21 protein-coding genes, 1 pseudogene and 1 riboswitch are annotated in these 23470 nt (G+C 40.4%); of the genes and pseudogenes, 9 read left to right on the forward strand and 13 right to left on the reverse strand.

Translation table 11 applies throughout. The annotated features are described in order from the left end of the window. Window positions 1-5 precede the first annotated feature (5 nt). From EGS71_RS09565 to EGS71_RS09575, 3 genes are all read left to right on the forward strand, one after another. Window positions 6-2141 (forward strand): 3-hydroxyacyl-CoA dehydrogenase NAD-binding domain-containing protein, encoded by a 2136-nt coding sequence (locus tag EGS71_RS09565; RefSeq protein ID WP_002010633.1) that lies wholly within the window; start codon window positions 6-8, stop codon window positions 2139-2141. A gap of 163 nt (window positions 2142-2304) precedes the next feature. Next, a complete protein-coding gene (locus tag EGS71_RS09570) occupies window positions 2305-2559 on the forward strand; it encodes a hypothetical protein (RefSeq protein WP_001280986.1) in 255 nt (84 codons plus the stop codon). Between the two features lie 15 nt (window positions 2560-2574). Further along, window positions 2575-3435 (forward strand): patatin-like phospholipase family protein, encoded by an 861-nt coding sequence (locus EGS71_RS09575; RefSeq protein ID WP_000129263.1) that lies wholly within the window; start codon window positions 2575-2577, stop codon window positions 3433-3435. Window positions 3436-3464: 29 nt separating this feature from the next. Here EGS71_RS09575 and EGS71_RS09580 read toward each other — a convergent pair whose 3' ends face one another. Continuing rightward, window positions 3465-3884: a GNAT family N-acetyltransferase gene (locus tag EGS71_RS09580; protein ID WP_000278746.1), complete on the reverse strand. Its 420-nt coding sequence runs from the start codon at window positions 3882-3884 to the stop codon at window positions 3465-3467. A gap of 12 nt (window positions 3885-3896) precedes the next feature. Then, a pseudogene (locus EGS71_RS09585) lies at window positions 3897-5108 on the reverse strand (class I SAM-dependent methyltransferase). A gap of 126 nt (window positions 5109-5234) precedes the next feature. Here EGS71_RS09585 and trhA point away from each other — a divergent pair. After that, the gene (gene trhA, locus EGS71_RS09590; protein WP_001984806.1) at window positions 5235-5876 is read left to right on the forward strand and encodes a PAQR family membrane homeostasis protein TrhA; all 642 of its coding nucleotides are present in this window, start codon (window positions 5235-5237) and stop codon (window positions 5874-5876) included. A 134-nt stretch (window positions 5877-6010) separates the two neighbouring features. After that, a complete protein-coding gene (locus EGS71_RS09595) occupies window positions 6011-7321 on the forward strand; it encodes an MFS transporter (RefSeq protein WP_000446412.1) in 1311 nt (436 codons plus the stop codon). A 66-nt stretch (window positions 7322-7387) separates the two neighbouring features. On the opposite strand, the gene EGS71_RS09600 is transcribed toward EGS71_RS09595, so the two are convergent. Together EGS71_RS09600 and secA are read right to left on the reverse strand one after the other, a co-directional pair. Then, window positions 7388-7831, reverse strand: a complete 444-nt coding sequence (locus EGS71_RS09600) for a hypothetical protein (protein WP_000757175.1) — start codon at window positions 7829-7831, stop codon at window positions 7388-7390. A gap of 130 nt (window positions 7832-7961) precedes the next feature. After that, window positions 7962-10685, reverse strand: a complete 2724-nt coding sequence (gene secA / locus EGS71_RS09605; protein WP_000881345.1) for a preprotein translocase subunit SecA — start codon at window positions 10683-10685, stop codon at window positions 7962-7964. A gap of 407 nt (window positions 10686-11092) precedes the next feature. Between secA and EGS71_RS09610 the strand changes: the two genes are divergently transcribed. The 3 genes from EGS71_RS09610 (at window position 11093) to EGS71_RS09620 (ending at window position 13339) form a co-directional block, all read left to right on the forward strand. Further along, window positions 11093-11734 (forward strand): peroxiredoxin, encoded by a 642-nt coding sequence (locus EGS71_RS09610; RefSeq protein WP_000175333.1) that lies wholly within the window; start codon window positions 11093-11095, stop codon window positions 11732-11734. Between the two features lie 217 nt (window positions 11735-11951). Further along, window positions 11952-12764 (forward strand): MBL fold metallo-hydrolase, encoded by an 813-nt coding sequence (locus EGS71_RS09615; protein ID WP_023060604.1) that lies wholly within the window; start codon window positions 11952-11954, stop codon window positions 12762-12764. Then, complete coding sequence (locus tag EGS71_RS09620; protein ID WP_000714607.1) at window positions 12761-13339, forward strand: dual specificity protein phosphatase family protein; 579 nt, start codon at window positions 12761-12763, stop codon at window positions 13337-13339. Before EGS71_RS09615 ends, EGS71_RS09620 begins: the two co-directional genes overlap by 4 nt. A gap of 19 nt (window positions 13340-13358) precedes the next feature. On the opposite strand, the gene EGS71_RS09625 is transcribed toward EGS71_RS09620, so the two are convergent. From EGS71_RS09625 to EGS71_RS09645, 5 genes are all read right to left on the reverse strand, one after another. Beyond that, window positions 13359-14429, reverse strand: a complete 1071-nt coding sequence (locus EGS71_RS09625) for an SPOR domain-containing protein (protein ID WP_002010595.1) — start codon at window positions 14427-14429, stop codon at window positions 13359-13361. Beyond that, window positions 14420-15706, reverse strand: coding sequence for a bifunctional tetrahydrofolate synthase/dihydrofolate synthase (gene folC, locus EGS71_RS09630; RefSeq protein WP_000813097.1), 1287 nt, complete (start codon window positions 15704-15706; stop codon window positions 14420-14422). The genes EGS71_RS09625 and folC overlap by 10 nt, the downstream gene beginning before the upstream one ends. After that, on the reverse strand, window positions 15703-16599 hold the full coding sequence (gene accD / locus EGS71_RS09635) for an acetyl-CoA carboxylase, carboxyltransferase subunit beta (RefSeq protein ID WP_001071168.1): 897 nt from the start codon (window positions 16597-16599) through the stop codon (window positions 15703-15705). Before accD ends, folC begins: the two co-directional genes overlap by 4 nt. Next, window positions 16596-17399: a tryptophan synthase subunit alpha gene (gene trpA, locus EGS71_RS09640; RefSeq protein WP_000088559.1), complete on the reverse strand. Its 804-nt coding sequence runs from the start codon at window positions 17397-17399 to the stop codon at window positions 16596-16598. The genes accD and trpA overlap by 4 nt, the downstream gene beginning before the upstream one ends. A gap of 244 nt (window positions 17400-17643) precedes the next feature. Further along, window positions 17644-18693, reverse strand: coding sequence for an AraC family transcriptional regulator (locus tag EGS71_RS09645; protein WP_001155165.1), 1050 nt, complete (start codon window positions 18691-18693; stop codon window positions 17644-17646). Window positions 18694-18813: 120 nt separating this feature from the next. Between EGS71_RS09645 and EGS71_RS09650 the strand changes: the two genes are divergently transcribed. Continuing rightward, entirely contained in the window at window positions 18814-19689 is an 876-nt protein-coding gene (locus EGS71_RS09650) for a metal-dependent hydrolase (RefSeq protein ID WP_000991228.1), read from the forward strand. 8 nt (window positions 19690-19697) lie between these two features. Here EGS71_RS09650 and EGS71_RS09655 read toward each other — a convergent pair whose 3' ends face one another. From EGS71_RS09655 to EGS71_RS09670, 4 genes are read right to left on the reverse strand one after another with little or no spacing between them, the layout of a single operon-like run. Further along, complete coding sequence (locus EGS71_RS09655; RefSeq protein WP_000364279.1) at window positions 19698-20693, reverse strand: DUF2804 domain-containing protein; 996 nt, start codon at window positions 20691-20693, stop codon at window positions 19698-19700. Window positions 20694-20730: 37 nt separating this feature from the next. Next, window positions 20731-21243: a DUF1543 domain-containing protein gene (locus EGS71_RS09660; protein ID WP_001139541.1), complete on the reverse strand. Its 513-nt coding sequence runs from the start codon at window positions 21241-21243 to the stop codon at window positions 20731-20733. Between the two features lie 9 nt (window positions 21244-21252). After that, window positions 21253-22482 carry a tryptophan synthase subunit beta gene (gene trpB, locus EGS71_RS09665; protein WP_000372738.1) on the reverse strand — a complete coding sequence of 410 codons (1230 nt, stop codon included), beginning with the start codon at window positions 22480-22482 and terminating at the stop codon, window positions 21253-21255. After that, on the reverse strand, window positions 22466-23125 hold the full coding sequence (locus tag EGS71_RS09670; protein WP_000083551.1) for a phosphoribosylanthranilate isomerase: 660 nt from the start codon (window positions 23123-23125) through the stop codon (window positions 22466-22468). Before EGS71_RS09670 ends, trpB begins: the two co-directional genes overlap by 17 nt. Before the next feature lie 126 nt (window positions 23126-23251). Continuing rightward, a riboswitch (cobalamin riboswitch) is annotated at window positions 23252-23459 on the forward strand. The last annotated feature ends 11 nt before the right edge of the window (window positions 23460-23470 follow it).

The raw sequence follows: 23470 nt of genomic DNA on the forward strand, positions 1-23470 counted from the left end.
TAAAGATGAGTGCAATTCAATACGAAAAAAATGCCGACAATATTGTCATCTTGACACTTGATTCAACTGGTCAGTCTGCAAATACCATGAATGCAGAATTTCGTGACTCGCTTGATGAGGTCACCCAGAAACTTAAAGCAGAAACAGAACTTTCAGGTGTTATTTTTCGCTCAGCAAAAAAAACTTTCTTTGCTGGCGGTGATTTAGATGAACTGATTCAAGTTCAACCTGAGCATGCAACTGACTTTTTCAATATGGTTGAGAAATTAAAAGGTCATCTAAGAACGATTGAAACACTAGGAGTTCCAGTTGTTGCAGCATTGAATGGTACGGCACTGGGCGGAGGATGGGAAATCGCATTAAGTTGCCATCACCGTATTGCAATCAATGACCCGAAAAGCAAATTTGGCCTACCAGAAGTTACCTTAGGTTTACTACCGGGCGGCGGTGGTATTGTACGTATGGTCCGTCTGCTTGGTCTTCAAAATGCGTTCCCATTTTTAATGGAAGGCAAACAGTTCGGCGTCGATAAAGCAAAATCTTTAGGCTTAATTCATGACACAGTTGAAAATGAACAAGAACTTTTAGATAAAGCGATTGCTTGGATCAAAGCCAATCCAAAATCTCAACAGCCTTTTGATGTGAAGGGTTATAAAATTCCGGGTGGCGATCCAAAAACTCCGGCAGTTGCACAAGTTCTTGCCATTGCACCAGCCATGTTAAAAGACAAAACCAAGGGTTGCTACCCTGCTCCTGAAGCGATTATGGCTGCCGCAGTTGAAGGTGCTCAAGTTGATGTCGATACCGCCTTGCGCATCGAGTCTCGCTACTTTACTCAACTAGCAACAGGCCAAATTTCTAAAAATATGATTGGCACTTTCTGGCACGGCCTAAATGCAATTAAGTCTGGTGCTAGTCGTCCTGCTGATATTGCAAAATGGCAAGCCACTAAAGTGGGCGTGTTGGGTGCGGGCATGATGGGTGCCGGTATTGCCTACGCCACTGCAATTAAAGGCATTCCTGTTATCCTTAAAGATGTATCTGTTGAAAATGCTGAAAAAGGCAAAGCTTATTCTCAGAAATTGCTAGATAAACGTGTTTCACAAGGCCGCATGACGGCAGAAAAACGTGATCAGATTTTATCGCTCATTACGGCCACAGCTTCTGCTGAAGATTTACAAGGTTGTGACCTGATTATTGAAGCCGTATTTGAAAACCAAGAGCTCAAAGCGAAAGTCACTCAAGAAGCTGAACAATACTTAGCGCCTAATGGTGTAATGGCATCAAATACATCCACCCTACCGATTACAGGTTTAGCGCAAGCAAGTAAGGATGATAAAGCATTTATTGGCCTGCATTTCTTTAGCCCTGTCGACAAAATGCAGTTGGTTGAGATTATTAAAGGTAAAAGTACCTCCGCAGAGACACTTGCTAAAGCCTACGACTTTGTACAGCAAATTGGAAAAACGCCAATTGTTGTCAATGATAGCCGTGGCTTCTTTACCAGTCGTGTGTTTGGTACTTTTATTCAAGAAGGTATGCGCTTACTTGCAGAAGGCGTTCATCCAGCGCGTATTGAAATGGCAGCACTGAAAGCTGGCATGCCGGTAGGACCACTTGCGATTCAAGATGAAGTGTCTTTAACTTTAACGGAGCATGTTGCAAGTGAAACGCGTAAGGCACTACAAGCTGAAGGCAAAGAGTTACCGAAAACACCGGTAGATGAAGTGATTCATACCATGATTCATGAATTAAACCGTAAAGGTAAAGCTGCTGGCGCAGGTTTTTATGATTATCCTGAAAATGGTAAAAAGCACCTATGGGAAGGCTTAAACCGTTGGCAAAAAGATCATGATATCTCCGAGCAAGATATGATTGACCGTATTTTGTTTGTACAAGCCTTAGATACCTTACGTTGTTATGAAGAAGGGGTATTAGAGTCAGTGATTGATGCCAATGTCGGTTCTATTTTTGGAATTGGTTATGCCCCGTGGACGGGAGGAGCGATTCAATTCTTAAATCAATATGGTATTGATAAAGCAAAAAAACGTGCCGAAGAGTTGGCTGCCAAATATGGTGAGCGCTTCACGCCCCCAACATTGCTAAAAACTAAAGCCGAGCAGAAGCAAAATATTCAATAAGTTAGAGCTCTTGAATATTTAAGAATTGCATAAACCTTACCCATATAAATTATTTTATTTATATGGGTTTTTCTTTATGTCCTTTAAGATTTCAGCCTTATACCTAAATATGCTATAAATAGACTTCATTTCTGTGCTTCTACAGCACATTCGAGATATCCTTATGTCCGATAAAAATTCTTCCGAATCAGCAATTTTAGGCTGGAAATTTGTTCTAATCGTCGGTGTTTTAAGTGCGATCTTCCTTGGCTTTTTCTATTTAGCAATGAGTAATGAGCCTGACTATATGCCAGGAGCACAGCGCAAAGCTCAACAGCATGAAATGCAGCAAAAAGCTGAGAAATCAACAGATCAGCAAACTCAGCATGACAATATGCCTGAAATGGACATGCAAGAACATCAGCATTCACATCAGTAATCAGATATTTTTCAAATGACAGATTTTTCTCGCAATGCACTGGTTGTAGAAGGTGGAGGCATGCGTGGTGCCTTTACCAGTGGTGTACTTGATGCTTTTCTACAACAACGGTTCAACCCTTTTGATTTATATGTAGGCGTATCTTCTGGTTCGACCAATGTAGCTAACTACCTGGCAGGCCAACAGGGTCGCACCTTAACCTTCTATATTGATCATTCACTACGTCCTGAATTTATCGATTACAAACGCTTCTTTAAAGGTGGTGATTTACTCGATTTAAAATGGATGTGGGAAATTGGCGAGCAAGAACATCCTCTCGATCAACAGAGCCTTTTTGCCAAAAATCCAGATTTTTATATGGTATTGACGCATGCTAAAACTGGTCATGCTGAGTATCTTCGTGCTGGTAAAGATAATTTGCTAAATGCACTGCGTGCTTCTAGCTCAATTCCGGTTTTAACTCGTCATCCCGTCGATATTATGGGTGAACCCTACTTTGATGGCGGCGTTGCAGATGCTCTACCCGTTCGCTGGGCGGCTCAGCAAAGTGGTGTCAAAAAGCTATTAGTTTTACGTACTCGTCCGAAGAACTATTTTAAAGCCAGTAGCCGAGGCGACCAATTCCTTGCGAAATATGCTTTTAAACACCATTATGGTTTTGCAAATAGTTTGCGTAACCGCTGTGCCCGTTATAATGCTTCAGTTGAATTTGTTCGTAGCAGTAACCCAGAACAGCAAATTTTAGAGGTATGTCCACCGCCTCTTAAAAATATGGCAGGGCGTTTAACGACAAATCCGAAAAAGCTTCGTTACAGTTATGAAGTTGGTTTGGAAACAGGCTTACAAGCCATCGAAAACTGGAATGCGATGAAGTAGTTCAAAGTTGAGATTTCTAAAAAGGAATCTCAACTTAACGCTAAAGTCATATCAATATGTGGAATACCACAGTCTTGGTACACTTCACCCTGCACTTTGAAACCTAAAGCTTCGTAAAAAGCCGTCACATAGGTTTGCGCGGAAAGCTTTAAATAAGGCAATTTATGTTGGCGCGCATATTCAATAATATGCTGCATTAGAATTTTACCTATACCCTGCTTTCGATAAAGCATTAAAACAGCAACACGCCCTACGCTATGCTGTGGCAACAAACGTGCTGTAGCGATAGGCTGCTCTTTGTCATACACCATAAAGTGCATAGCGGTGCTGTCAAAATCATCCCATTCATCTTCGGGTGCAATGCCTTGCTCTTGAATAAAGACTTGTTCACGGATGTATTTTGCATCTTCCTCAAACTGCGTCCAACTACCCGCTATAACTTTATACATCCACTCACCTTCCTAGCATTTGCAGCCAATATTTTCGATCGGCAACTGGTCTTGTAATAACAATTCCAAAGTCTGTTTTTTAATTCCATACATTTCTTTCAATGCTTGAATTTGAGCCATAATCTTGGCATCAGGTTGTGTCACGTTTTTGCGTTTAGTCGCCAAAATCATTTTATTTTTGCTGGTGTGTTCAAGCGATACAAACTCAAAAACTTTAGTTTCATAACCATATGCTTTTAAAAGTAAAGCACGTAAGGTATCGGTCAACATCTCGGCTTGTTGTCCCGCATGAATACCAAACTGTAGCATTGGTTATAAAACTTCAGGGCTACGTAGTTGTGGACGCAACTCTTTGTGACAGCACGGCGCACACATAATCATCGAAGCATTTAAGCGAATTCCAGTATGGATAGCAAAGTCAGTCGCAATATCACATGCATGTAAAGCAATCATAACGTCCAGCTTTTCCGGCTGATAACTACGAACGTCACCTTCAAAAAAGTCTAAATGATTAAAATGTACTTTTTCTGCAACGTTCTGGCAAAACTCCACTAAGTTACGGCGCAGCTCTACACCCGTAATGAGCGGAATCTTTTGTTGTTCTTGTAAATAATCATACAAAGCAAAAGTTAAATAACCTTTTCCTGAACCAAAATCGACAATATTTAACTCTTTTTGCTCAGCATCAATCTGCTCATATGCGCTCGCAAAAATTTCGATAAATTTATTAATCTGCTTCCATTTACGAGCCATGCTTGGAATGATTTGAGCTTTCTCATCAGTAATACCCAGCTCTTTTAAAAATGCACTACTCTGCTGTACATAACGCTGTTTCTCACGATCATGCGCTTGTACAGTTGGAGCGGTAGTCATGCTTTGCTTTTTACCCATATTAAGCATGGCTTTTTTCTTATTTTTTTTAAGCTGGATTTCTTGATGCGTTGAAAATAAATTCGCTTGTTTGCATTGCGTAATCAGTGCTGCAATCTGTTCTAAGCCATCTTCGAATGAATAATTTTTAGTCACATCTTGGGTGCTATAATGATATAGCGCGGAAAGTTGTTTTTTTCCATGTAGCTCCACAACACGGAAAGTAATTTTTTCCAGCTGTGTCAACTCTCCTTTATATTGGCTCAAAATCAAACGCTCAAAAGTCTGCTGATCAAGCATTTGTTTGATTTCATGAAAGAATTGCTGTTCTTGCTCAAAGGAGAAAACCGACACTGATATACCTAAAAAATGGTGGCTCATATAAAGTGAAAGTTTAAAGGGTATAGGATTAAAAATAAAATAACTTTACGACTGTTTTGTATTTCTATACATTTGTATTTTTAATCAAAAAATAAACTTATGAGTAAATCGGTGTTAGAAACCTACGACCCAAAAGAAGAACTTTTTAATGCCTACAGCCATGGCGCTGGTGTGGTTATGGCAGTAATTGCCTCTGTCTTTTTAATTATAAAAGGATCTTATCTTTCCACTGCCCAGTGGATAGGTTTATGGGTATATGCTTTTAGCTTAATTCTCGTGTTTACTAGTTCGACTCTCTATCATTTTGCACAAACACAAAATTTACGTTACTGGTATAAAAAACTCGATCACACGGCTATTTATTATTTAATTGCTGGAACATATACCCCGTTCTTAAGTATTGCTATACCTACACAAAAAGCTCATATTTTACTTATTGCGCTCTGGAGCATTGCTGCAATTGGTACACTTTTCAAGTTAGTTTTTATTCACCGTTTTCAGAAAATTTCGCTACTTGCTTATGTTCTTATGGGTTGGCTTGCCGTTTTTGTAATGGATGATATGCGAACCTATTTAAGCAAAGATACTTTGATGTTATTGATTACTGGAGGTTTAGCTTACACCGTTGGAGCATTGTTTTACGCGTTAAAAAAGGTAAGATATACCCATGCGATATGGCATATTTTTGTGCTTTTAGGTGCAGGTGCACACTTTCTTGCTATCTATTGGTACGTTGTTTAGTCCATTTTTCACTCATATTCAGTGATCCTGAAAGAGTCATGGATGATGTTCTTTCACGCTATTCTTTTAAGAAAAATATGCCTTTAAAGAGAATAGTAAATTAAAAATAAATTTTAACTGATATAAGGACTTATATGGAGTCAACCTCTGCGACTGCTGCTCCTGTAGTAGCCACCAATTCGAAAACACGGGTTTTGTTTGCAAGTTTAGTCGGTACAACCATTGAGTTCTTCGACTTTTATATCTATGCAACTGCTGCCGTTATCATTTTTCCACACCTATTTTTCCCTGCCAGTAGTGGTAGTGCCGCAGTCTTACAATCACTTGCAACTTTTGCGATCGCCTTTATTGCCCGTCCTATCGGTGCAGCACTATTTGGGCATTTAGGAGATCGTATAGGTCGTAAAGCAACATTGGTGGCAGCATTGCTCACTATGGGTATCTCAACCGTATGTATTGGCTTATTACCAACCTATGCTCAGATTGGAATTGTCGCGCCTTTATTGCTCGCCTTATGTCGTTTAGGACAAGGCTTAGGCTTAGGTGGTGAATGGAGTGGTGCTGTTTTACTTGCTACAGAAAATGCGCCTGAAGGCAAACGTGCATGGTATGGCATGTTCCCTCAACTTGGCGCACCTATCGGTTTTATTTTAGCAACTGGTTCTTTTTTACTTCTAAGTGCTGCTATTCCTGAGCAAGCATTCATGCAATGGGGCTGGCGTATTCCTTTTATTGCAAGTGCTGTCTTGGTTATTGTTGGCTTATACATTCGTTTAAAACTTCATGAGACCCCTGCTTTCCAGAAGGTTTTAGATAAGCAAAAAGAAGTTAATATTCCATTTAAAGAAGTGGTGACAAAACACACGGGCAAACTTATTCTCGGTACAATTGCAGCAATCTGTACCTTCGTTGTGTTTTATTTAACTACAGTATTCGCACTTAACTGGGGAACAACCAAACTAGGCTATGCGCGTGGTGAGTTCTTAGAACTTCAACTGTTTGCAACCCTTTGCTTTGCAGCCTTTATCCCTCTTTCTGCCATTTTTGCAGAAAAATTTGGCCGTAAAGCTACTTCTATTGGTGTATGTATTGCTGCTGCAATTTTCGGACTGTTTTTCTCTAGTATGTTAGAGTCTGGAAACACACTCATTGTATTTTTGTTCTTGTGTACTGGCTTATCAATTATGGGCTTGACCTATGGTCCAATTGGTACTGTCCTTTCAGAAATTTTCCCAACCTCAGTACGTTATACGGGTTCAGCTTTAACGTTTAACTTGGCTGGTATTTTTGGTGCTTCTTTTGCACCGCTTATTGCAACTAAACTTGCTGAAACATATGGTTTATATGCAGTTGGTTATTATCTTACAGCAGCATCACTTTTATCATTAATCGCGTTTTTATTAATACGCGAAACAAAAAATGTAGATGTAAATAATCAGATTTAAATATTTTCAAACACCCTGATATAAAAAAGCCGGTTCAAAATTGACCGGCTTTTTTATATATAGAACTTAGTTCAATGATGCAGGATTTGCAGGTGTAACACTGTTTGGTACAGCTGGGGCAGTTACATTATTCGCTGCAACTGCTGCCGCACCAGCAACAGCAGCTTCACCAATTAATGCAACTTTTGCTTTTTCTTGGCTCTTTGGAGATAGAGCTGGGTTACTTGCAACAATACGGTTAATATTTGCAGAGTTTGCTGGAGCGATCGCAGCAGTTTGTAAAATGATTGGGCGATTACCCGTATTACCCAATGTGTAACGAATACCTGTACGAGGGCTAATCACCGTCGTATTTTCTTGTTTCACTACAGCCTGAGCCGAAGTTGGGCCTTTTGCCGCAAGTACTTTATCAACCGTTGTGGTTTGAGGGGCTGAAGCTGTTTCTGCTGCGAAAACAAAACTTGGCACAGCAAGAACAGTTAAAAATAAAGGTTGTAATACTTTTTTCATTGTCTTTCCAACATACACTCTGGATGAGAAGTAAATAGCATTTAATGCTTAAAACTGCAAACATTATTCACAGGCTTACTACAAACGAAAAAAAAGCAGAACAATCGTTCTGCTTTTTTTATAACACAAATTAAATTTTGCCGTGACACTGTTTATATTTCAAACCAGAACCACATGGACATGGAGCATTACGACTTTCAGGTACAGGGAACGTTTGTTGTTCAGTAGCCGAATCATTAAGTGCTTCTTGAGAAGCGGTCACTTCACCTGTTAATCCATCCACATCATCATGTTCAAAAGAAAGCTTCATTGCTTCTGCTTGTTGCTGCTGTTGAGCTTCCATTTCTGCAAGCTCTTCTGGTGTTGGGATATGTACGCGAGACAGATCAGTTACAACATCAGTTTTAATTACACCCAGCATGTTCACGAACAAGTTAAATGCTTCTTTCTTATATTCCTGCTCAGGATTTTTTTGCGCATAGCCACGTAAGTGGATACCTTGACGTAAATAATCCATTGCAGCCAAATGATCTTTCCAATGGCGATCAAGAGAATTTAAAACGAAATGACGCTCAAGCATTGCTGCCGATTCATCACCCATTTGTGCACGGCGCTGACGATAACGCGTAATTACTTCATCACTGATGCGTTCAACCAAGCCTTCTTCATCAAGACGTCGATCTTGTTCTAGCCATTCTTGAACTGGTAGCTCAATACCCAAATCAATACGTAAAGCATTTTCTAAACCTTCCACATCCCATTGGTCATGGATTGACTCTGGTGGAATAAAGTTAGCAATCATCGCCTGCATTACTTCACGATGCATTTCTTCAACGTATTCTTGTAAAGTATTTTCAGCTAAGATTTCGTCGCGTTGTGAATAAATGATCTTACGTTGTTCATTATTCACATCATCATATTTAAGTAAGTTTTTACGAATATCGAAGTTACGTGCTTCAACTTTACGCTGCGCATTTTCGATAGAACGGCTTACCATTTTGTGTTCAATCGCTTCATCTTCTTTAAGCCCCATTGCACGCATCATGGCAACAACACGGTCGCCTGCGAAAATACGCATGAGGTCATCTTCAAGAGATAAATAGAAACGAGAAACGCCAGGGTCACCCTGACGGCCCGCACGACCACGTAACTGGTTGTCAATACGGCGTGATTCATGGCGTTCAGAACCAATAATGTGCAAGCCACCTGCTTGCAATACATCTTCATGGTCCTGTTCCCATTGCGCTTTTAGACGCGCTTCATCTTCAGGGGTAGGATTTTCAAGTTTGGCAAGTTTCGCTTTCCAGTTACCCCCTAGGATAATATCTGTACCACGACCGGCCATGTTTGTTGCGATTGTTACTGCATTCGGGCTACCTGCCTGAGCAATAATGTCTGCTTCACGCTCATGTTGTTTTGCGTTCAAAACTTCATGATGAATACCAGCTTGCTTCAATTTAGATGATAGAATTTCACTGGCTTCAATCGTTGCCGTACCAATAAGAATCGGGGCAACACCCTGCTGACGAATATTCATAATTTCTTGAATAATCGCGTTATATTTACCATTACGGTTTAAGTAGATTAAATCGTTCTGGTCATTACGAATCATAGGTCGGTGTGTCGGAATAATAACGACGTCCAGACCATAAATTTCTTTCATTTCCGCAGCTTCAGTATCGGCAGTACCTGTCATACCTGAAAGCTTTTTATAAAGACGGAAATAGTTCTGGAAAGTAGTTGTTGCTAAAGTCTGGTTTTCAGGTTGAATAGCCAAACCTTCTTTCGCTTCAACTGCTTGGTGTAAGCCTTCTGACCAACGACGGCCCGGCATGGTACGGCCAGTATGCTCATCAACAATAATGACTTCACCGTCATGAATAATATAGTGAACGTCGCGTTGGAATAGGAAGTGCGCACGAATAGCCGCAGAAACATGGTGAACGAGGTTTAGATTTGTAGCTGAATATAAGCTTTCGCCTTCCGCTAACAAACCCATTTGAATAAGTTCTTGTTCTACAGTTTCATAACCAATTTCAGTCATTTCAACTGAACGCTGCTTTTCATCAATCCAGAAATGTCCGCCATCGGCAACTTTTTCTTCTTTTTGCGGGCGTAATTTTGGTGGAATCGTATTGATTGCAGTATAAAGGTGTGAAGAATCTTCACTTTGACCAGAAATAATTAATGGTGTACGCGCCTCATCAATCAAGATTGAGTCGACTTCATCGATAATGGCATAGTGCAAACCACGTTGTTTCTTTTCTGCTAAAGAAAACACCATGTTGTCACGCAAGTAGTCAAAACCAAATTCGTTATTGGTACCATAGGTAATATCAGCAAGATAGGCAGCTGCTTTTTCTGCTGGTTCTTGCATTGAGTAAATTGTACCAATGCTTAGACCTAAAAATTCAAATAAAGGACGGTTTAACTCAGCATCACGTTGTGCCAAGTAATCGTTTACAGTAATGACATGAACGCCTTCACCACTTAATGCATTTAAGTAACACGCTAAAGTACCCATAAGGGTTTTACCTTCACCGGTACGCATTTCGGCAATTTTGCCTTCATGTAAGGTAATACCACCAATTAACTGGACATCGTAGTGGCGCATGCCCATTACACGTTTTGCTGCCTCACGACAAACTGCAAACGCCTCAGGGAGTAACTTATCTAAACTTTCGCCATTGTTATAACGTTGTTTGAATTCTGGAGTTTTTGCAGATAAGTCTGCATCGCTTAAAGCTGATATCGTCGGCTCGAGCGCATTGATTTGCTCAACAATTTTGCGCATGCGTTTGAGTTCACGCTCATTTTTTGTACCGAAGATACCTCCGATCAGACTTGCCAACATGGATAAACTCTCTAAATCTTGCTTGGTCAAATGAATAAATTTTTTCTCAGTCGTTTATTATGGTGTCAGAAATTTGAAGTACAAGGGGTTTGCACAAAACCCATAAAAAAAAACTGATCATTAGACAAATGGTTTTACCCATTTTCTAAGCCCCTTTAAAGCATCTGACACCTAAAAACTCGACATTAATGCTCATCTATTGAGCACAACTTCCGAGAAATCTAATTTAGCAAATTTATCTTAAAGTTACATTGATTCAGCCCATAAATTCATATGTTTTGGTCATATATATTTACACTTATATAAAAAGTTCATAATAAAATATAAAAACAATAATTTTAATAATAAATAAATTGCGGCATAGTCATTTCAACATATAACAAATTTTAAGCAATCGAGGATTTATCATGACATTACGATTAGGCGACACAGCCCCTGATTTTCAACAAGAATCAAGCGAAGGCACTATTAATTTTTATGATTTTCTAGGTGATAGTTGGGGTATTTTATTTTCACACCCGGCCGACTATACGCCAGTATGTACAACTGAATTGGGTTATACAGCAAAACTAAAAGATGAATTTGAAAAACGTAATGTTAAAGCAATTGCCTTATCTGTAGATGATGTTGAGTCCCACAAAGGCTGGATTAATGACATTAATGAAACTCAAAATACAACAGTCAATTTTCCAATTATTGCTGACAAAGACCGCAAAGTATCTGAGCTATACGGTTTTATTCATCCGAATGCCAGTGAAACCCTTACTGTTCGTTCTTTAGTGATTATTGACCCAAATAAAAAAGTTCGTCTAATCATCACCTACCCTGCTTCGACTGGTCGTAATTTTAATGAAATCTTACGTGTTGTTGACTCATTACAATTAACCGATAAGCATAAAGTGGCTACACCAGCGAACTGGCAACAAGGTGAAGATGTGGTCATTGTCCCTTCTTTAAAAGATGAAGAGGAAATTAAACAACGCTTCCCTAAAGGCTACACTGCGGTGAAACCTTATTTGCGCCTTACACCACAGCCTGAGCAAGATTAAAGCCTTTAACAAGGCTTTAATCGAAGCGCAAGACAAACGCAGTGCGTAGGCAAGCATCTGAAAAGTTGACTACAAGACAAGCAAAGCGCGTAGGCAAATATTTCCATCTCAAAAGCCATCTCACCCGATGGCTTTTTTTTACATTAATGAATACACATGGTTTTTACTGTTGAGATCAGTTATAACTTCCCAAGAGTTTGTGCAAAAAACAAAAATCATGATCCATAAAATTCATCATTTAAAATGCGGCAGTATGTGCCCTGTATGTGCACCTTTATTTGGGCAGAAAGGCTGGAAAGCTGAAATTGTTTGTCATTGTCTTTTGGTAGAAACTGATCGAGGCCTTGTACTGATTGATACCGGATTTGGCCTACAAGATTATCTACACATGCAACAGCGCCTTGGTTCTTTAGTCAAACGGTTGGGGAAAATTGAACCGAATCTTGAGTTCAGTGCTATCCAACAAATTCAGAAACTGGGTTTCCATCCTAAAGATGTACAGCACATTTTTGTGTCTCACCTCGACTTTGACCATGCAGGCGGAATTTCAGACTTCCCCCACGCCACTGTCCATGTGCTAGCCACTGAATACAATGCTGCACAACTGCCTAATTTTAAAGGCAAGCTTCGTTATAGAACTAATCAATATAAACAACATCGGTACTGGAACTTTGTTGAGTATCAACAAGGTGAAAAATGGTTTAACCTTGAAAAAGTAAAAGGTTTCCCCCTATTTCAAGATGAAATTTTAATGGTGCCATTATTGGGCCATTCTGCTGGACATTGTGGTATTGCGATAAAACAACAAAATCAATGGTTATTATTTTGTGGAGATGCTTACTACTCACACCTAGAGCTAAATCCAGCAAATAAATTAAGATCTCTTAGCCTTCTAGAAAAGACATTTGCAGAAGACAATGAAAAGCGTCTTATTAACCTAAAAAAATTACAGCATCTGGCTCAACATGAGCCAACGATTGAGATCATTTGTGCACATGACCCCCATGAGCTTCGGCGGTACCAAACATGAAAAAATTTTCGCTCATTGCATTTGCGGTCTGTTTAAGCCTTCAAGGGTGTATGCAACACGAAAGTATTGCCCATGAGCACAGACCTCACGATTGGGGAACCTTAGTTTCTCAAACTCATAATTTTTATCAAATTAGCAATGATGTTTTCCGGAGTGAACAGCCCGATGCAGCAATGATTCCCGAATTAAAACACCATCAAATTGGGACTATTATTAACTTAAGAGCCAAAGCATCAGATGATTTAGTCTTTAAAAATGAAAACTTTAATCTTGTCCATATTCCGATTAATACATGGGCAATTGATCGACAAGATTTATTACAAGTTATGCAGCAAATCCAGCTTGCCAAGCAAAATAATCAACGTGTTTTACTACATTGCTATCATGGTTCAGACCGTACAGGGGCGAGCGTCGCCATGTATCGAATTATTTTTGAAAACTGGGCAATTGATGATGCAGTGAAAGAAATGAAACAAGGGGGTTATGGTTATCATATTATTTGGAAGAATATTGACCGTTTATTTACCCCTGAAAATGTAAAATGGATTCAACAGCAACTGTCGAATCCATCTTAATTAGATTTCAGAATAAAATTTAATCTGACTTACGCTGATCTAAAGGCACCCAGTCAATCACCCAAGCTGACTTCATATTTAAACTGGCGTCAGAAGTAATTTTCTTACGTGTAGTATCTGCCGTATCTCTATCTTTTGCAGGACCAACCATAATACGGATACCTTTACTGGTTGGGCTCGTCGTAACCTTATAGCCTTTTGCACGTAATTTAGAGACTACAGCATCTGCATTTGCTTGGTTAGCAGCCAATGCAACCTGTACCATCCATTTTTTATCACCATTTTCAAGCAACTCACGTGCTTTCTCTGCTTCAGCTTTTTTCTCGGCCTCTGCCTTACGTTTCGCTTCAGCTGCTTTCTTGTCTGCTTCTGCTTGACGTTTCGCTTCAGCAGCCTTTTTGTCCGCTTCTGCTTGGCGCTTCGCCTCTGCTGCTTTCTTATCCGCTTCTGCCTGACGTTTTGCCTCAGCTGCTTTCTTATCTGCTTCTGCTTGGCGTTTAGCCTCTGCTGCTTTCTTGTCTGCTTCTGCCTGACGTTTTGCCTCAGCCGCTTTCTTATCCGCCTCAGCTAAGCGTTTCGCTTCAGCAGCTTTTTTATCTGCATCCGCTTTAGCCGGATCTACTGACTTTTTTGTATCAGTTTGCTGTCCTTTTGCCTTATTCTCACTACCCGCGACTTCAGGAGGAATATTATCGGAACTTTCTTGTGCAGCAGCTCGGCGAGCATTAATCGCGGCATATTCAGCAGCAGCTTTACGAGCTGCATCCGCTTCTGCCTGTTGTTGCATAGCCAAGAATTCGGCAGCACGAGCCTCTTGTTCTGCTACAGCTTTTTCACGAGAACGGCGCTGTTCTTCAAGAAGACGTTTTTCTGTTTCAACATCAACTGCAAGTGGCTGTAGCTGTACCATCTGTCCTTCTTGTGCTGATTGCTTTGGTTTAGCTTGTAATTTCGGTGATGTTGAAGTTTGGGGTTGAACATCTACCTGTTTTATTTCTTCATTTCCTTTTAGAAGTAATGCTGCCAATAAAACACCACCACCTAATAAAACAACGCCACCCATCCAGCGTTGTTTGTTATTCATTGACATTCTTCCAAATACTCCCAAATCGCTTCTAAAGTATGAAACGAACCACAGGCTAAAATCAGCTGATTGTTATTTGTTTGCTCAAGCGCTGATTTAAAAGCCTCTTTGATATTGCCAAATTGTTGTATTGTCTGGCCTTGCAGGGCGTCATTCAATTGCTGAATCGGTGCAGCACGCGGCACATTCAACTCAGCAATTTTCCAATGTAAAACAGTAGGTTTCAACAAATCGACTACTGATTTTATATCTTTATCTGCCAGCATTGAAAATACTGCGACAACTTCTGTGTACTGTTTATTGTATTCTAAGAAATTTCGCAATTGCTTTAACAAAAATTCAACACCATGAGGATTGTGTCCGGCATCAAAAATAATGGTTTTTCCATTAACTTCGCGCACTTCGAAGCGTCCAGCCAAGCGGGCATTTGTAATGCCCTCCTCTAGCGCTAGTTGCGAGATTTCAAGTCCGCTATTTAATACGGCCGCAACTGCTCCTGCAATATTCTCGATTGCAAGTGTACCAAGCGGCAACCTTAAAGTGGTTCCTTCACTTGCAAAATACCAATGTTTTCCATCATCGGCGAGTTTATAAAAATAATCTCTATTAATCGCGTATAGCGTGGCTTGTGAGCTATTTGCCTTATCTTGAATCGCTTGAGGCAAAGATTGCTCACCTGCAAAAATAACAGGAATATGAGGTCGGATAATACCTGCTTTTTCAAAAGCAATTTTTTCGATGGTATCGCCTAACCAATCTGTATGGTCGAGGCCAATATTGGTAATCACGGCGATATTAGGGTCAATTACGTTGACAACATCAAGACGCCCACCTAAACCGACTTCAAGAACCCATACATCGCATTGTTGCTGTTTAAAAATAACAAAAGCAGCCAAAGTGGTTGCTTCAAAAAAAGATAGGCTTAAATCACACTCACGACGAGCCTGATCAACTTGTACAAAAGCATCAATCAGGCTTTGGTCATCAACTTCAACTCCACCTAATTTGACTCGCTCGTTAAAACGATAGATATGCGGTGATTGATACAACCCAACTTTGTACCCTTGTGCTTTTAATATAGACGCAAGCGTTGTTGTGGTTGAACCTTTCCCGTTTGTTCCAGCAACAGTAAAAACTTTGGCATTGGGTTTAGTCACGCCTAATTTTTCTGCTACGGGAATAACACGTTCCAGACCAAGATCGATCCCTGTAACGTGAACATGGCTCCAATAATTGAGCCATGTATCTAAAGAGTCTGTTGAAAGTGGAGCTTGTTGTTTCAAGGTAAGTTCATCAATTTTGATACAAGACGAGATACAGTATCACGTAAAGCATGACGATGAACAATCTGATCGACCACACCATGATCAAGCAGATATTCTGCACGTTGGAACGGCTCTTCTAGTGTTTCACGTACAGTTTGTTCAATCACACGCTTACCGGCAAAGCCAATCATTGCTTTAGGTTCTGCAATATGGATATCACCCAACATTGCTAAAGAAGCTGTTACACCGCCATATACCGGATGTGTTAACACCACGATATAAGGTAAGCCTGCATCTTTTAATTTTTGAATTGCAGCAGAAGTACGTGCCATTTGCATAAGTGACAACATACCTTCTTGCATACGTGCACCACCAGAAGCTGCAAAGCAGATTAATGGCTGACGTTTTTCAATTGCAAGTTCAGCTGCCTTAACAAAACGGTCACCTACTACAGTACCCATTGAGCCGCCCATAAAGTCAAACTCAAAAGCACATGCAATCATATCTACGCCATTTAAGTTACCTTGCATGGCAATTAAAGCTTCCGTTTCACCAGTTTTAGTTTGCGCTTCACGCATACGATCTGGATACGGTTTGCTATCAACAAACTTTAATGGGTCTTTCGCGCTAAACTCTTGACCTAATTCAGCCACAACATTGTCGAAGAACCAGTTTAAGCGATCGCGAGCTTTCATTCGTAAGTGTTCGTCACACTGTGGACATACATACGCATTAAAAGATATTGCTGTACGTGTCACTAAAGCATGACATTCAGGGCACTCAATAGTTGGCTCAGTAAATGTTGCTTTGAGAGTCTGTTGCTCATCTGCAACTTCAATACCTGGAACTGGACGCTGTGTCCATGGCGTCGAAGGGCTAAGAACTTTCCCTGATTTCACTTCTTGATTCATACTAACTCATCGAGCGCTGCTCGAAGCTCCTTGACTTTATTCACCGTCTGTTCAACAGCTTCATCAGCTGCCAACGTTGCAAAAGATTTAACGAAAGCACTACCTACAATCACGGCATCTGCAACACTACCCATCGCTTTCGCTGAAGCAGCATCACTAATTCCGAAACCAACGCCAACTGGAACGTTAGTCATACCTTTGATTTTTTCAATACGTGCAGCCGCTTCAGAAGTATCCAAAGTCGCTGCACCTGTTACACCTTTGAGTGAAACATAGTAGATAAACCCGCTTGCCTGATTCGCTACGTGTTGAATACGTTGATCAGTTGAAGTTGGTGCAAGTAAGAAAATCTGGTCCATATCATGTTGTTTCAAGATTGCACCAAATTCTTTTGACTCTTCCGGTGGTAAGTCCACAAGTAATAAGCCATCTACACCACATTGTTTCGCATAAGAAACAAACTTCTCGTAACCAATCACTTCAACAGGATTAAGATAACCCATTAAAACTACAGGTGTTTCCTGATCCTGCTCACGAAACTCTTTTACCATGTTCAGCGCATCTAAGGTGTTCGTCCCAGCCGCAAGTGCGCGTTCAGCAGCAAGTGCAATTACCGGACCATCAGCCATCGGGTCTGAAAATGGTAAACCAAGCTCAATGACGTCTACTCCTGCTGCAACCATTTTATGAAGTAACGGCACCGTTACTTGTGGCTGTGGATCACCCGCCATGACATAAGATACAAGCGCTTTACGTTGTTGGGACTGCAGCTTTTCAAAACGGGTGGCAAGACGTGACATAGGGTTGTGCTTTCCTTGAATTATTTAAAATTGAGGAGTTGTTTGTAGAAATACAAGAACACCGCATTTTAACGCTATTTTTTGTTCATTGAACAGGTCTAACGTTATGGCGATATTCGATTGTATGATTCATACAACCCATGGCGTACATTTATCAATATTTTGAAACTTTTCTCAATGATCAAAGCTTCCTATTTTTGGGCCATTATTGATTTACAAATTGAGCAAAAAAGCATCCAAAATTCTATTTCGTTGCATTTTTCTGGATGAGCTGTAATTGCTTTTTTCGAGTTAATAATGTTTGCCCTGTTAAATTTTTATATGCTCTTGCTAGTGCAGACTGATCCGAATAACCCAACTGGTCGGCAATTGCAGTCAGACTTTCATTTTGACTTAACAATATCTCGCAACGTTTCATACGCTCAGCATCTAAAATTAATTTAAATGAAGTGTTTAATGCCTGTAATTGGCGCTGCAAGCTTCTAACAGAAACATTCAGCTCGATGGCAATATCTTCTATTTTGGGCGCTTGCTGCTTATGCTTAAAGTATTCCTGTACGATCCAATGTATTTGCTGAACTAAATCGGCATGTATTTTCCGCTGAACCAAAGCTTCTTCAGCTTGTTTCACCAAAAGTTGCACTAAAGTTGGGTCTGCATGTTGAGGGCGAACATTTAAACTTTCACTTGCAAAAGTTAATGCATAGTAAGGCCGCTCAAATGACAATTTGCACTGAAAGAAACGTTGATAGTGAACTACTGCCCCACGTGCTCGGTGTACGAACTCTACATGCTGTAAAAGAAACTCATGTACAGGGGCAATCTGTTTAGCAAGCTGTACCATTGCAGCCAAGGTCAGCTCACTTAGTAGAATATTACTGTCGTCGACCAAAGGCCAATATAGGCGAATTTTGGAGGCATCCTGTTCAATTTGTATAGGGACAACCTGTGCACCATCAATGACCAAACGATGAAACTTTGCAATATACTCCACCACTTGACCTAAGGTATCACTTCTGGACGCCATATAACCCAAGACCCCAAAGTTGGCAGGGGTAATACAGGCTGCCATCTCTAAAGCCAAATTAGTCACATGTAATCGCGTTTCAGTTATCTCTAAAAGTTCAATAAAAAGGTCTAAAGAAGATTGAGCATCTATAGAAGCAGATAAAATATTTTGGACTTGGCGTGTTTGAATTTCACTTAAATTAAGTGTCTGCCAATCTATTCCTTTTTCTTTTAAATACGTATTCCAAAGGTAGAAGTAACCATTTGAGATAGTAAATTCTTGCATGGCGCGTCCTTTTTACTGCCATTTTGTCGCAAACTGTATAAAAATTGGCGATAACTGTCAAAACAAAGCCGATCAATCGCGACATACTAATGAAAAGGTTATAGTTGCGAGAAATAAAAGATGAACGCACATGTTTCTTATCAGGTCGAACCAGTAGTTCGTAAAGATCTCGATTTTCATTTAAACGAAGCACCTCGCTTTTGGTTTAACAATGACCCTTTTTTAACTCGTATGTTTGATGCACTCAGCTTAACCTTTCCAGATGGAGAGCGTTACTTCATTGAATGTGTGCGTATGTTCCGCGATAAAATTGATGACCCTGAACTACAAAAACGAGTTGCGGATTTTATTAAACAAGAAGCTCAACACGGTATTGCACATGACAAAATGAATCAGCTCATGAAAGAGCAAGGCATGCCTGTTGACCAGTTCACAACCACCCTTAAAAAGATTTTCCGCTTTGAACTAACAAAACGTTCACCACAATATAATATTGCCATGACCGCTGCCGCTGAACATTTAACAGCGTTAATGGCAGAAACCTTTTATAGCCATAAAAAAACTTTAGAAAACGCTCATCCTTATGTTCGAGCTTTGTTTGCATGGCATGCGATTGAAGAGATGGAACACCGCGATGTAGCTTTTGATGTCATGAAACAGGTGGGTGAAGTTCCTGAGTCGACTCGTCGTTTTGTCTTGGTTCTTACGACCGTACTGATGTTTGGCTTTACACTCTATCGCACCAACATCATGTTGAAATGTGATGGCTTCAGTCCAAGAGAAAGACTTTTGATGAACCTTAAAGGTTTACCTTGGTTCTTTGGCAAAAATGGCACATTAACAGCTATGAAAAAACAATATATGGATTGGTTTAAAAAAGATTTTCATCCAAGCCAGCATCCTGTTATTCGTCAGTATCCTGTTTGGATTGAAACACTCGAAAAGACAAATGACCCTATTGCAGCGGGTGAAGCATTTTGGCAAGCAGGTTTATAACCTGCTTGTTACCATTTTGCATAATGTTGTTCTAGTAAACCGTATTGTTCTTTGCAATTGATTATATCGGTTGTCTCATGCTCAATCGTGCCGCTAATTTTAGCTTGCCATTGATTGAACTGACTGCCAATCATTCTTAAGTTTATATTTTCATATCGGCACCACCCAATATGCACTTGTAGATTAAGTTTTTGATCTAGAGAACTAATTTGCCAAAGTTCATCATTTACTTTTTCAAATAAAACGTCTGTGAGCGGAAATAAAACTCCGTTAATCCATAGGCAGTTTTCATTACCAAAGCTTTCATTAACACCAGAGGCCAAATTTAACCCAATACGACGCCCCTGTTCATCCCAGAAGTTACATGAGAGCCAGAACCAAGCTGTTTCAGGACGTAAAAATCCGCAAGTATCATCAAGTGAAGCAAATGTCTTTTCATCAAATTGTACAACTTGATTTTGCTTATTAATGAACATTCCCTCTACAGCCAAAGTGGTCTGCTTTTGGGTATAGGTCCAACCATTGATACCTGTTGGTGTACACAAGCTTAAAATATCTGTTCCGGCGCAGAAAATACGGGCGCTCAGACAAATTTCCCCATATTTAGTTACCCGAATGTATCGCACACCATTGGCATGCTGAATATCAAACTGATAAGGCGATTTAGAAAAATAACTTTGATTAAACAAAGGCTGTTCATCAAGATACGTCTTGTGACCTAACGGCTGAATAGCATTCCACTCAATGACTTGCCCTGTTTCATGGTCATAGATATAGAAAAAACCGTGTCCGACCCAGCCAATATCTGCAATTGCCAAACCAATACTATAATGTTTATGTTGAATGCCACAAAATTTAAATTTCTTATATTTTAATTGTTTGCGCCAGCCTTTTAGGACTTTGCCATAAGGAGTTTTATAAATATAACGTTGGACATGAATGGTGGACGGTACAGATTCAAAACGCCCATAACGAGGCTGTCCATTTTCTTGAATTAAATCCATTTACCCACTTCCATATGAATATTAGATTTCAAATGACCTATCCCACAGTCAAATATGTATTTTCCCAAATTGTTGCAGCAAAATCGCCTTTTATTAAATGAATATAACGGCCTGCCACGCAATCTATCGCTAAACAGTCATCAATATCAATGACCCGGTCTGTATGTGCTTTTTGCCACTGCCGATCTATAAATTGTTTACCTAATTGTTTGGCAACTACCACATTCGGTGCCACCACAAACTCATAACGATGAAGTTCACCGAATTCACGTGCATTATATCCACCTAGATTAATTAAATATAACTTTAAATCATCTGGTTGTGGAGCAGCATCTGTAAAATGAATTTGATAGTTCTGTCCTTGAGAACTAACTCCTGAGAGCTTAGCCCAAGCATCAATATGTAATCCTTGAGCCTCACCAAACCAAGCTTGTTTAAGTTGAGGATAAACTTCTTCCAAAGTATCTCCTACAGCCATGACCACATCATGAACTTCTGTATTAGCACGTGCATGACGCCCGCCCAACATCACCATAAACAAGCTTGGCATTGTATCCTCTTACATCTCGACCATTTCTACGCCATCAATGCGTGCAACTGTCATTAAGTCTTTATCGCCACGGCCTGAAACAGTCGCAATAATAATCTGATCTTTAGACATCGTCGGTGCAAGCTTAGAGACATACGCCATCGCGTGCGAGCTTTCAAGCGCAGGAATAATCCCTACGATTTTGGTTAAGTCACGGAAACCTTGAAGAGCCTCTGTATCGTTAATTGGAACGTACTCTACACGCTTCATATCTTTCAAGAAGCTATGTTCAGGGCCAACACCCGGATAATCAAGGCCCGCCGAGATACTGTGTGTCTCAATAATCTGGCCCTGTTCATCACTCATTAAATAAGTACGGTTACCATGTAATACACCCACATGGCCCGCATTTAACGGCGCAGAGTGTTTACCAGTTTCAATACCAAAACCAGCGGCTTCAACACCATACATTTTTACACTGGCATCATTTAAGAACGGATAGAACAAGCCCATTGCATTTGAACCGCCACCAACACAGGCAACTAATGCATCTGGTAAGCGACCCGCTTGCTCCAAAATCTGTTTACGCGCTTCACGACCAATAATTGACTGGAAGTCACGAACAAGTTGAGGATAAGGATGCGGGCCTGCAACTGTACCAATCACATAATATGTTGTATCAACGTTGGTTACCCAGTCACGCATCGCTTCGTTCATGGCATCTTTTAATGTTTTAGAGCCACTTTGCACAGGTACAACTGTTGCACCCAACAAACGCATACGGTAAACGTTCATCGCTTGACGCTTAACGTCTTCAGCACCCATATAAACAACACATTCAAGACCTAAACGTGCTGCAATTGTTGCTGTTGCTACACCATGCTGCCCTGCACCAGTTTCGGCAATAATACGTTTTTTACCAGAAAGCTTTGCCAATAACGCCTGACCAATCGTGTTGTTTACCTTGTGTGAGCCTGTATGGTTCAAGTCTTCACGTTTAAGGTAAATTTGCGCACCACCTAACTCTTTTGACCATCGCTCAGCATAATAAAGTGGACTAGGACGACCTACATAGTAGGCGAGGTCACGGTCGAATTCTGCCAAAAACTGTTCATCATTTTTCATGCGGGAATAGAGATTTTCCAAATCTTCTAATGCCGCCATTAAAGTTTCTGACACAAAACGTCCGCCATGGATACCGAAATGCCCATTTGCATCTGGGAATTGGGTATAGTCAATCACATTATTTTGCTGATCCACGTTGGACTCCTTGCATAAATCGTTCAATGAGTTGTTGGTCTTTTATACCTTTTGCGGACTCTACGCCTCCGCTCACATCTACTGCAAAAGCACCGGTAGTATGAATAGCGTCAATGACATTGTCAGGGGTTAAACCACCTGCCAAGATTAATGGAATATCAAGTTTCGGGAATTTAGACCAGTCAAACTGATGTCCTGTGCCCCCTTTAAGCTCAGGATGCCACGCATCGAGCAATACAGCACTGGCACCAGCTGCCTGATATTTTTGAATTTCAGCAATTACATCCAGATCAGGTTTAACCTGAATCGCTTTATACCAGCGACGTTTACAATGACGCGCTATTTCCTGACATTGTTCTGGAGTTTCATCGCCATGTAGTTGTAATACATCTAGGGGAACACAATCAAGTATATCCTGAATTTCAGTAACACTCGCGTTTACAAACAAACCCACCATTTGTACATAAGGCGGAACGAGTTTTGCTAATTCTTCTGCCTGTTCAACTGTTACATTTCTTGGACTCGGCGGAAAAAAAACAAAGCCTATCGCATCTGCTCCCGCTGCAACTACTGCCTGAACATCTTGCTTGCGAGTAATTCCACAGATTTTTGCTCGTGTACGTTTTTGGTTTGATTGGCTCATGAGCTGCTTAAACTACAACCATTTCTTAAAATAAGCGCCATTGTAATGCAATTTTTGCCCCTTGCGTAAAAGTTCTCAGGGAATTGCTTTAAATGACATTGTACGAAGTAATTCGGCACTTTATACTGCGTTCAAATGGAAGCAAGTGTAAGCAATTCATGCTTTAGGGAAGCTGGTGAAAGTCCGGCACTGCCCCCGCAACGGTAACAATGTAAAGCATATTTTTTAAGTCGAAATCGACTTACACCACTGCAGTAGTGTGGGAAGGTGAATATGTCCATAAATGAATTATGGCGCTGAAGTCCGGAGACCTACTTGTTTCATCTATCTACCCGATCATTCACG

Origin of the sequence: Acinetobacter sp. FDAARGOS_559, assembly GCF_003940475.1 — a bacterium.
GTDB lineage: Bacteria > Pseudomonadota > Gammaproteobacteria > Pseudomonadales > Moraxellaceae > Acinetobacter > Acinetobacter baumannii.

What these genes read in the sequence shown, in the direction of transcription:
- EGS71_RS09565 (WP_002010633.1), top strand. Translation starts at nt 6, where the DNA reads ATGAGTGCAATTCAATACGAAAAAAATGCCGACAATATTGTCATCTTG.
- EGS71_RS09570 (WP_001280986.1), top strand. Translation starts at nt 2,305, where the DNA reads ATGTCCGATAAAAATTCTTCCGAATCAGCAATTTTAGGCTGGAAATTT.
- EGS71_RS09575 (WP_000129263.1), top strand. Translation starts at nt 2,575, where the DNA reads ATGACAGATTTTTCTCGCAATGCACTGGTTGTAGAAGGTGGAGGCATG.
- EGS71_RS09580 (WP_000278746.1), bottom strand. Translation starts at nt 3,884, where the DNA reads ATGTATAAAGTTATAGCGGGTAGTTGGACGCAGTTTGAGGAAGATGCA.
- trhA (WP_001984806.1), top strand. Translation starts at nt 5,235, where the DNA reads ATGAGTAAATCGGTGTTAGAAACCTACGACCCAAAAGAAGAACTTTTT.
- EGS71_RS09595 (WP_000446412.1), top strand. Translation starts at nt 6,011, where the DNA reads ATGGAGTCAACCTCTGCGACTGCTGCTCCTGTAGTAGCCACCAATTCG.
- EGS71_RS09600 (WP_000757175.1), bottom strand. Translation starts at nt 7,831, where the DNA reads ATGAAAAAAGTATTACAACCTTTATTTTTAACTGTTCTTGCTGTGCCA.
- secA (WP_000881345.1), bottom strand. Translation starts at nt 10,685, where the DNA reads ATGTTGGCAAGTCTGATCGGAGGTATCTTCGGTACAAAAAATGAGCGT.
- EGS71_RS09610 (WP_000175333.1), top strand. Translation starts at nt 11,093, where the DNA reads ATGACATTACGATTAGGCGACACAGCCCCTGATTTTCAACAAGAATCA.
- EGS71_RS09615 (WP_023060604.1), top strand. Translation starts at nt 11,952, where the DNA reads ATGATCCATAAAATTCATCATTTAAAATGCGGCAGTATGTGCCCTGTA.
- EGS71_RS09620 (WP_000714607.1), top strand. Translation starts at nt 12,761, where the DNA reads ATGAAAAAATTTTCGCTCATTGCATTTGCGGTCTGTTTAAGCCTTCAA.
- EGS71_RS09625 (WP_002010595.1), bottom strand. Translation starts at nt 14,429, where the DNA reads ATGTCAATGAATAACAAACAACGCTGGATGGGTGGCGTTGTTTTATTA.
- accD (WP_001071168.1), bottom strand. Translation starts at nt 16,599, where the DNA reads ATGAATCAAGAAGTGAAATCAGGGAAAGTTCTTAGCCCTTCGACGCCA.
- trpA (WP_000088559.1), bottom strand. Translation starts at nt 17,399, where the DNA reads ATGTCACGTCTTGCCACCCGTTTTGAAAAGCTGCAGTCCCAACAACGT.
- EGS71_RS09645 (WP_001155165.1), bottom strand. Translation starts at nt 18,693, where the DNA reads ATGCAAGAATTTACTATCTCAAATGGTTACTTCTACCTTTGGAATACG.
- EGS71_RS09650 (WP_000991228.1), top strand. Translation starts at nt 18,814, where the DNA reads ATGAACGCACATGTTTCTTATCAGGTCGAACCAGTAGTTCGTAAAGAT.
- EGS71_RS09655 (WP_000364279.1), bottom strand. Translation starts at nt 20,693, where the DNA reads ATGGATTTAATTCAAGAAAATGGACAGCCTCGTTATGGGCGTTTTGAA.
- EGS71_RS09660 (WP_001139541.1), bottom strand. Translation starts at nt 21,243, where the DNA reads ATGCCAAGCTTGTTTATGGTGATGTTGGGCGGGCGTCATGCACGTGCT.
- EGS71_RS09670 (WP_000083551.1), bottom strand. Translation starts at nt 23,125, where the DNA reads ATGAGCCAATCAAACCAAAAACGTACACGAGCAAAAATCTGTGGAATT.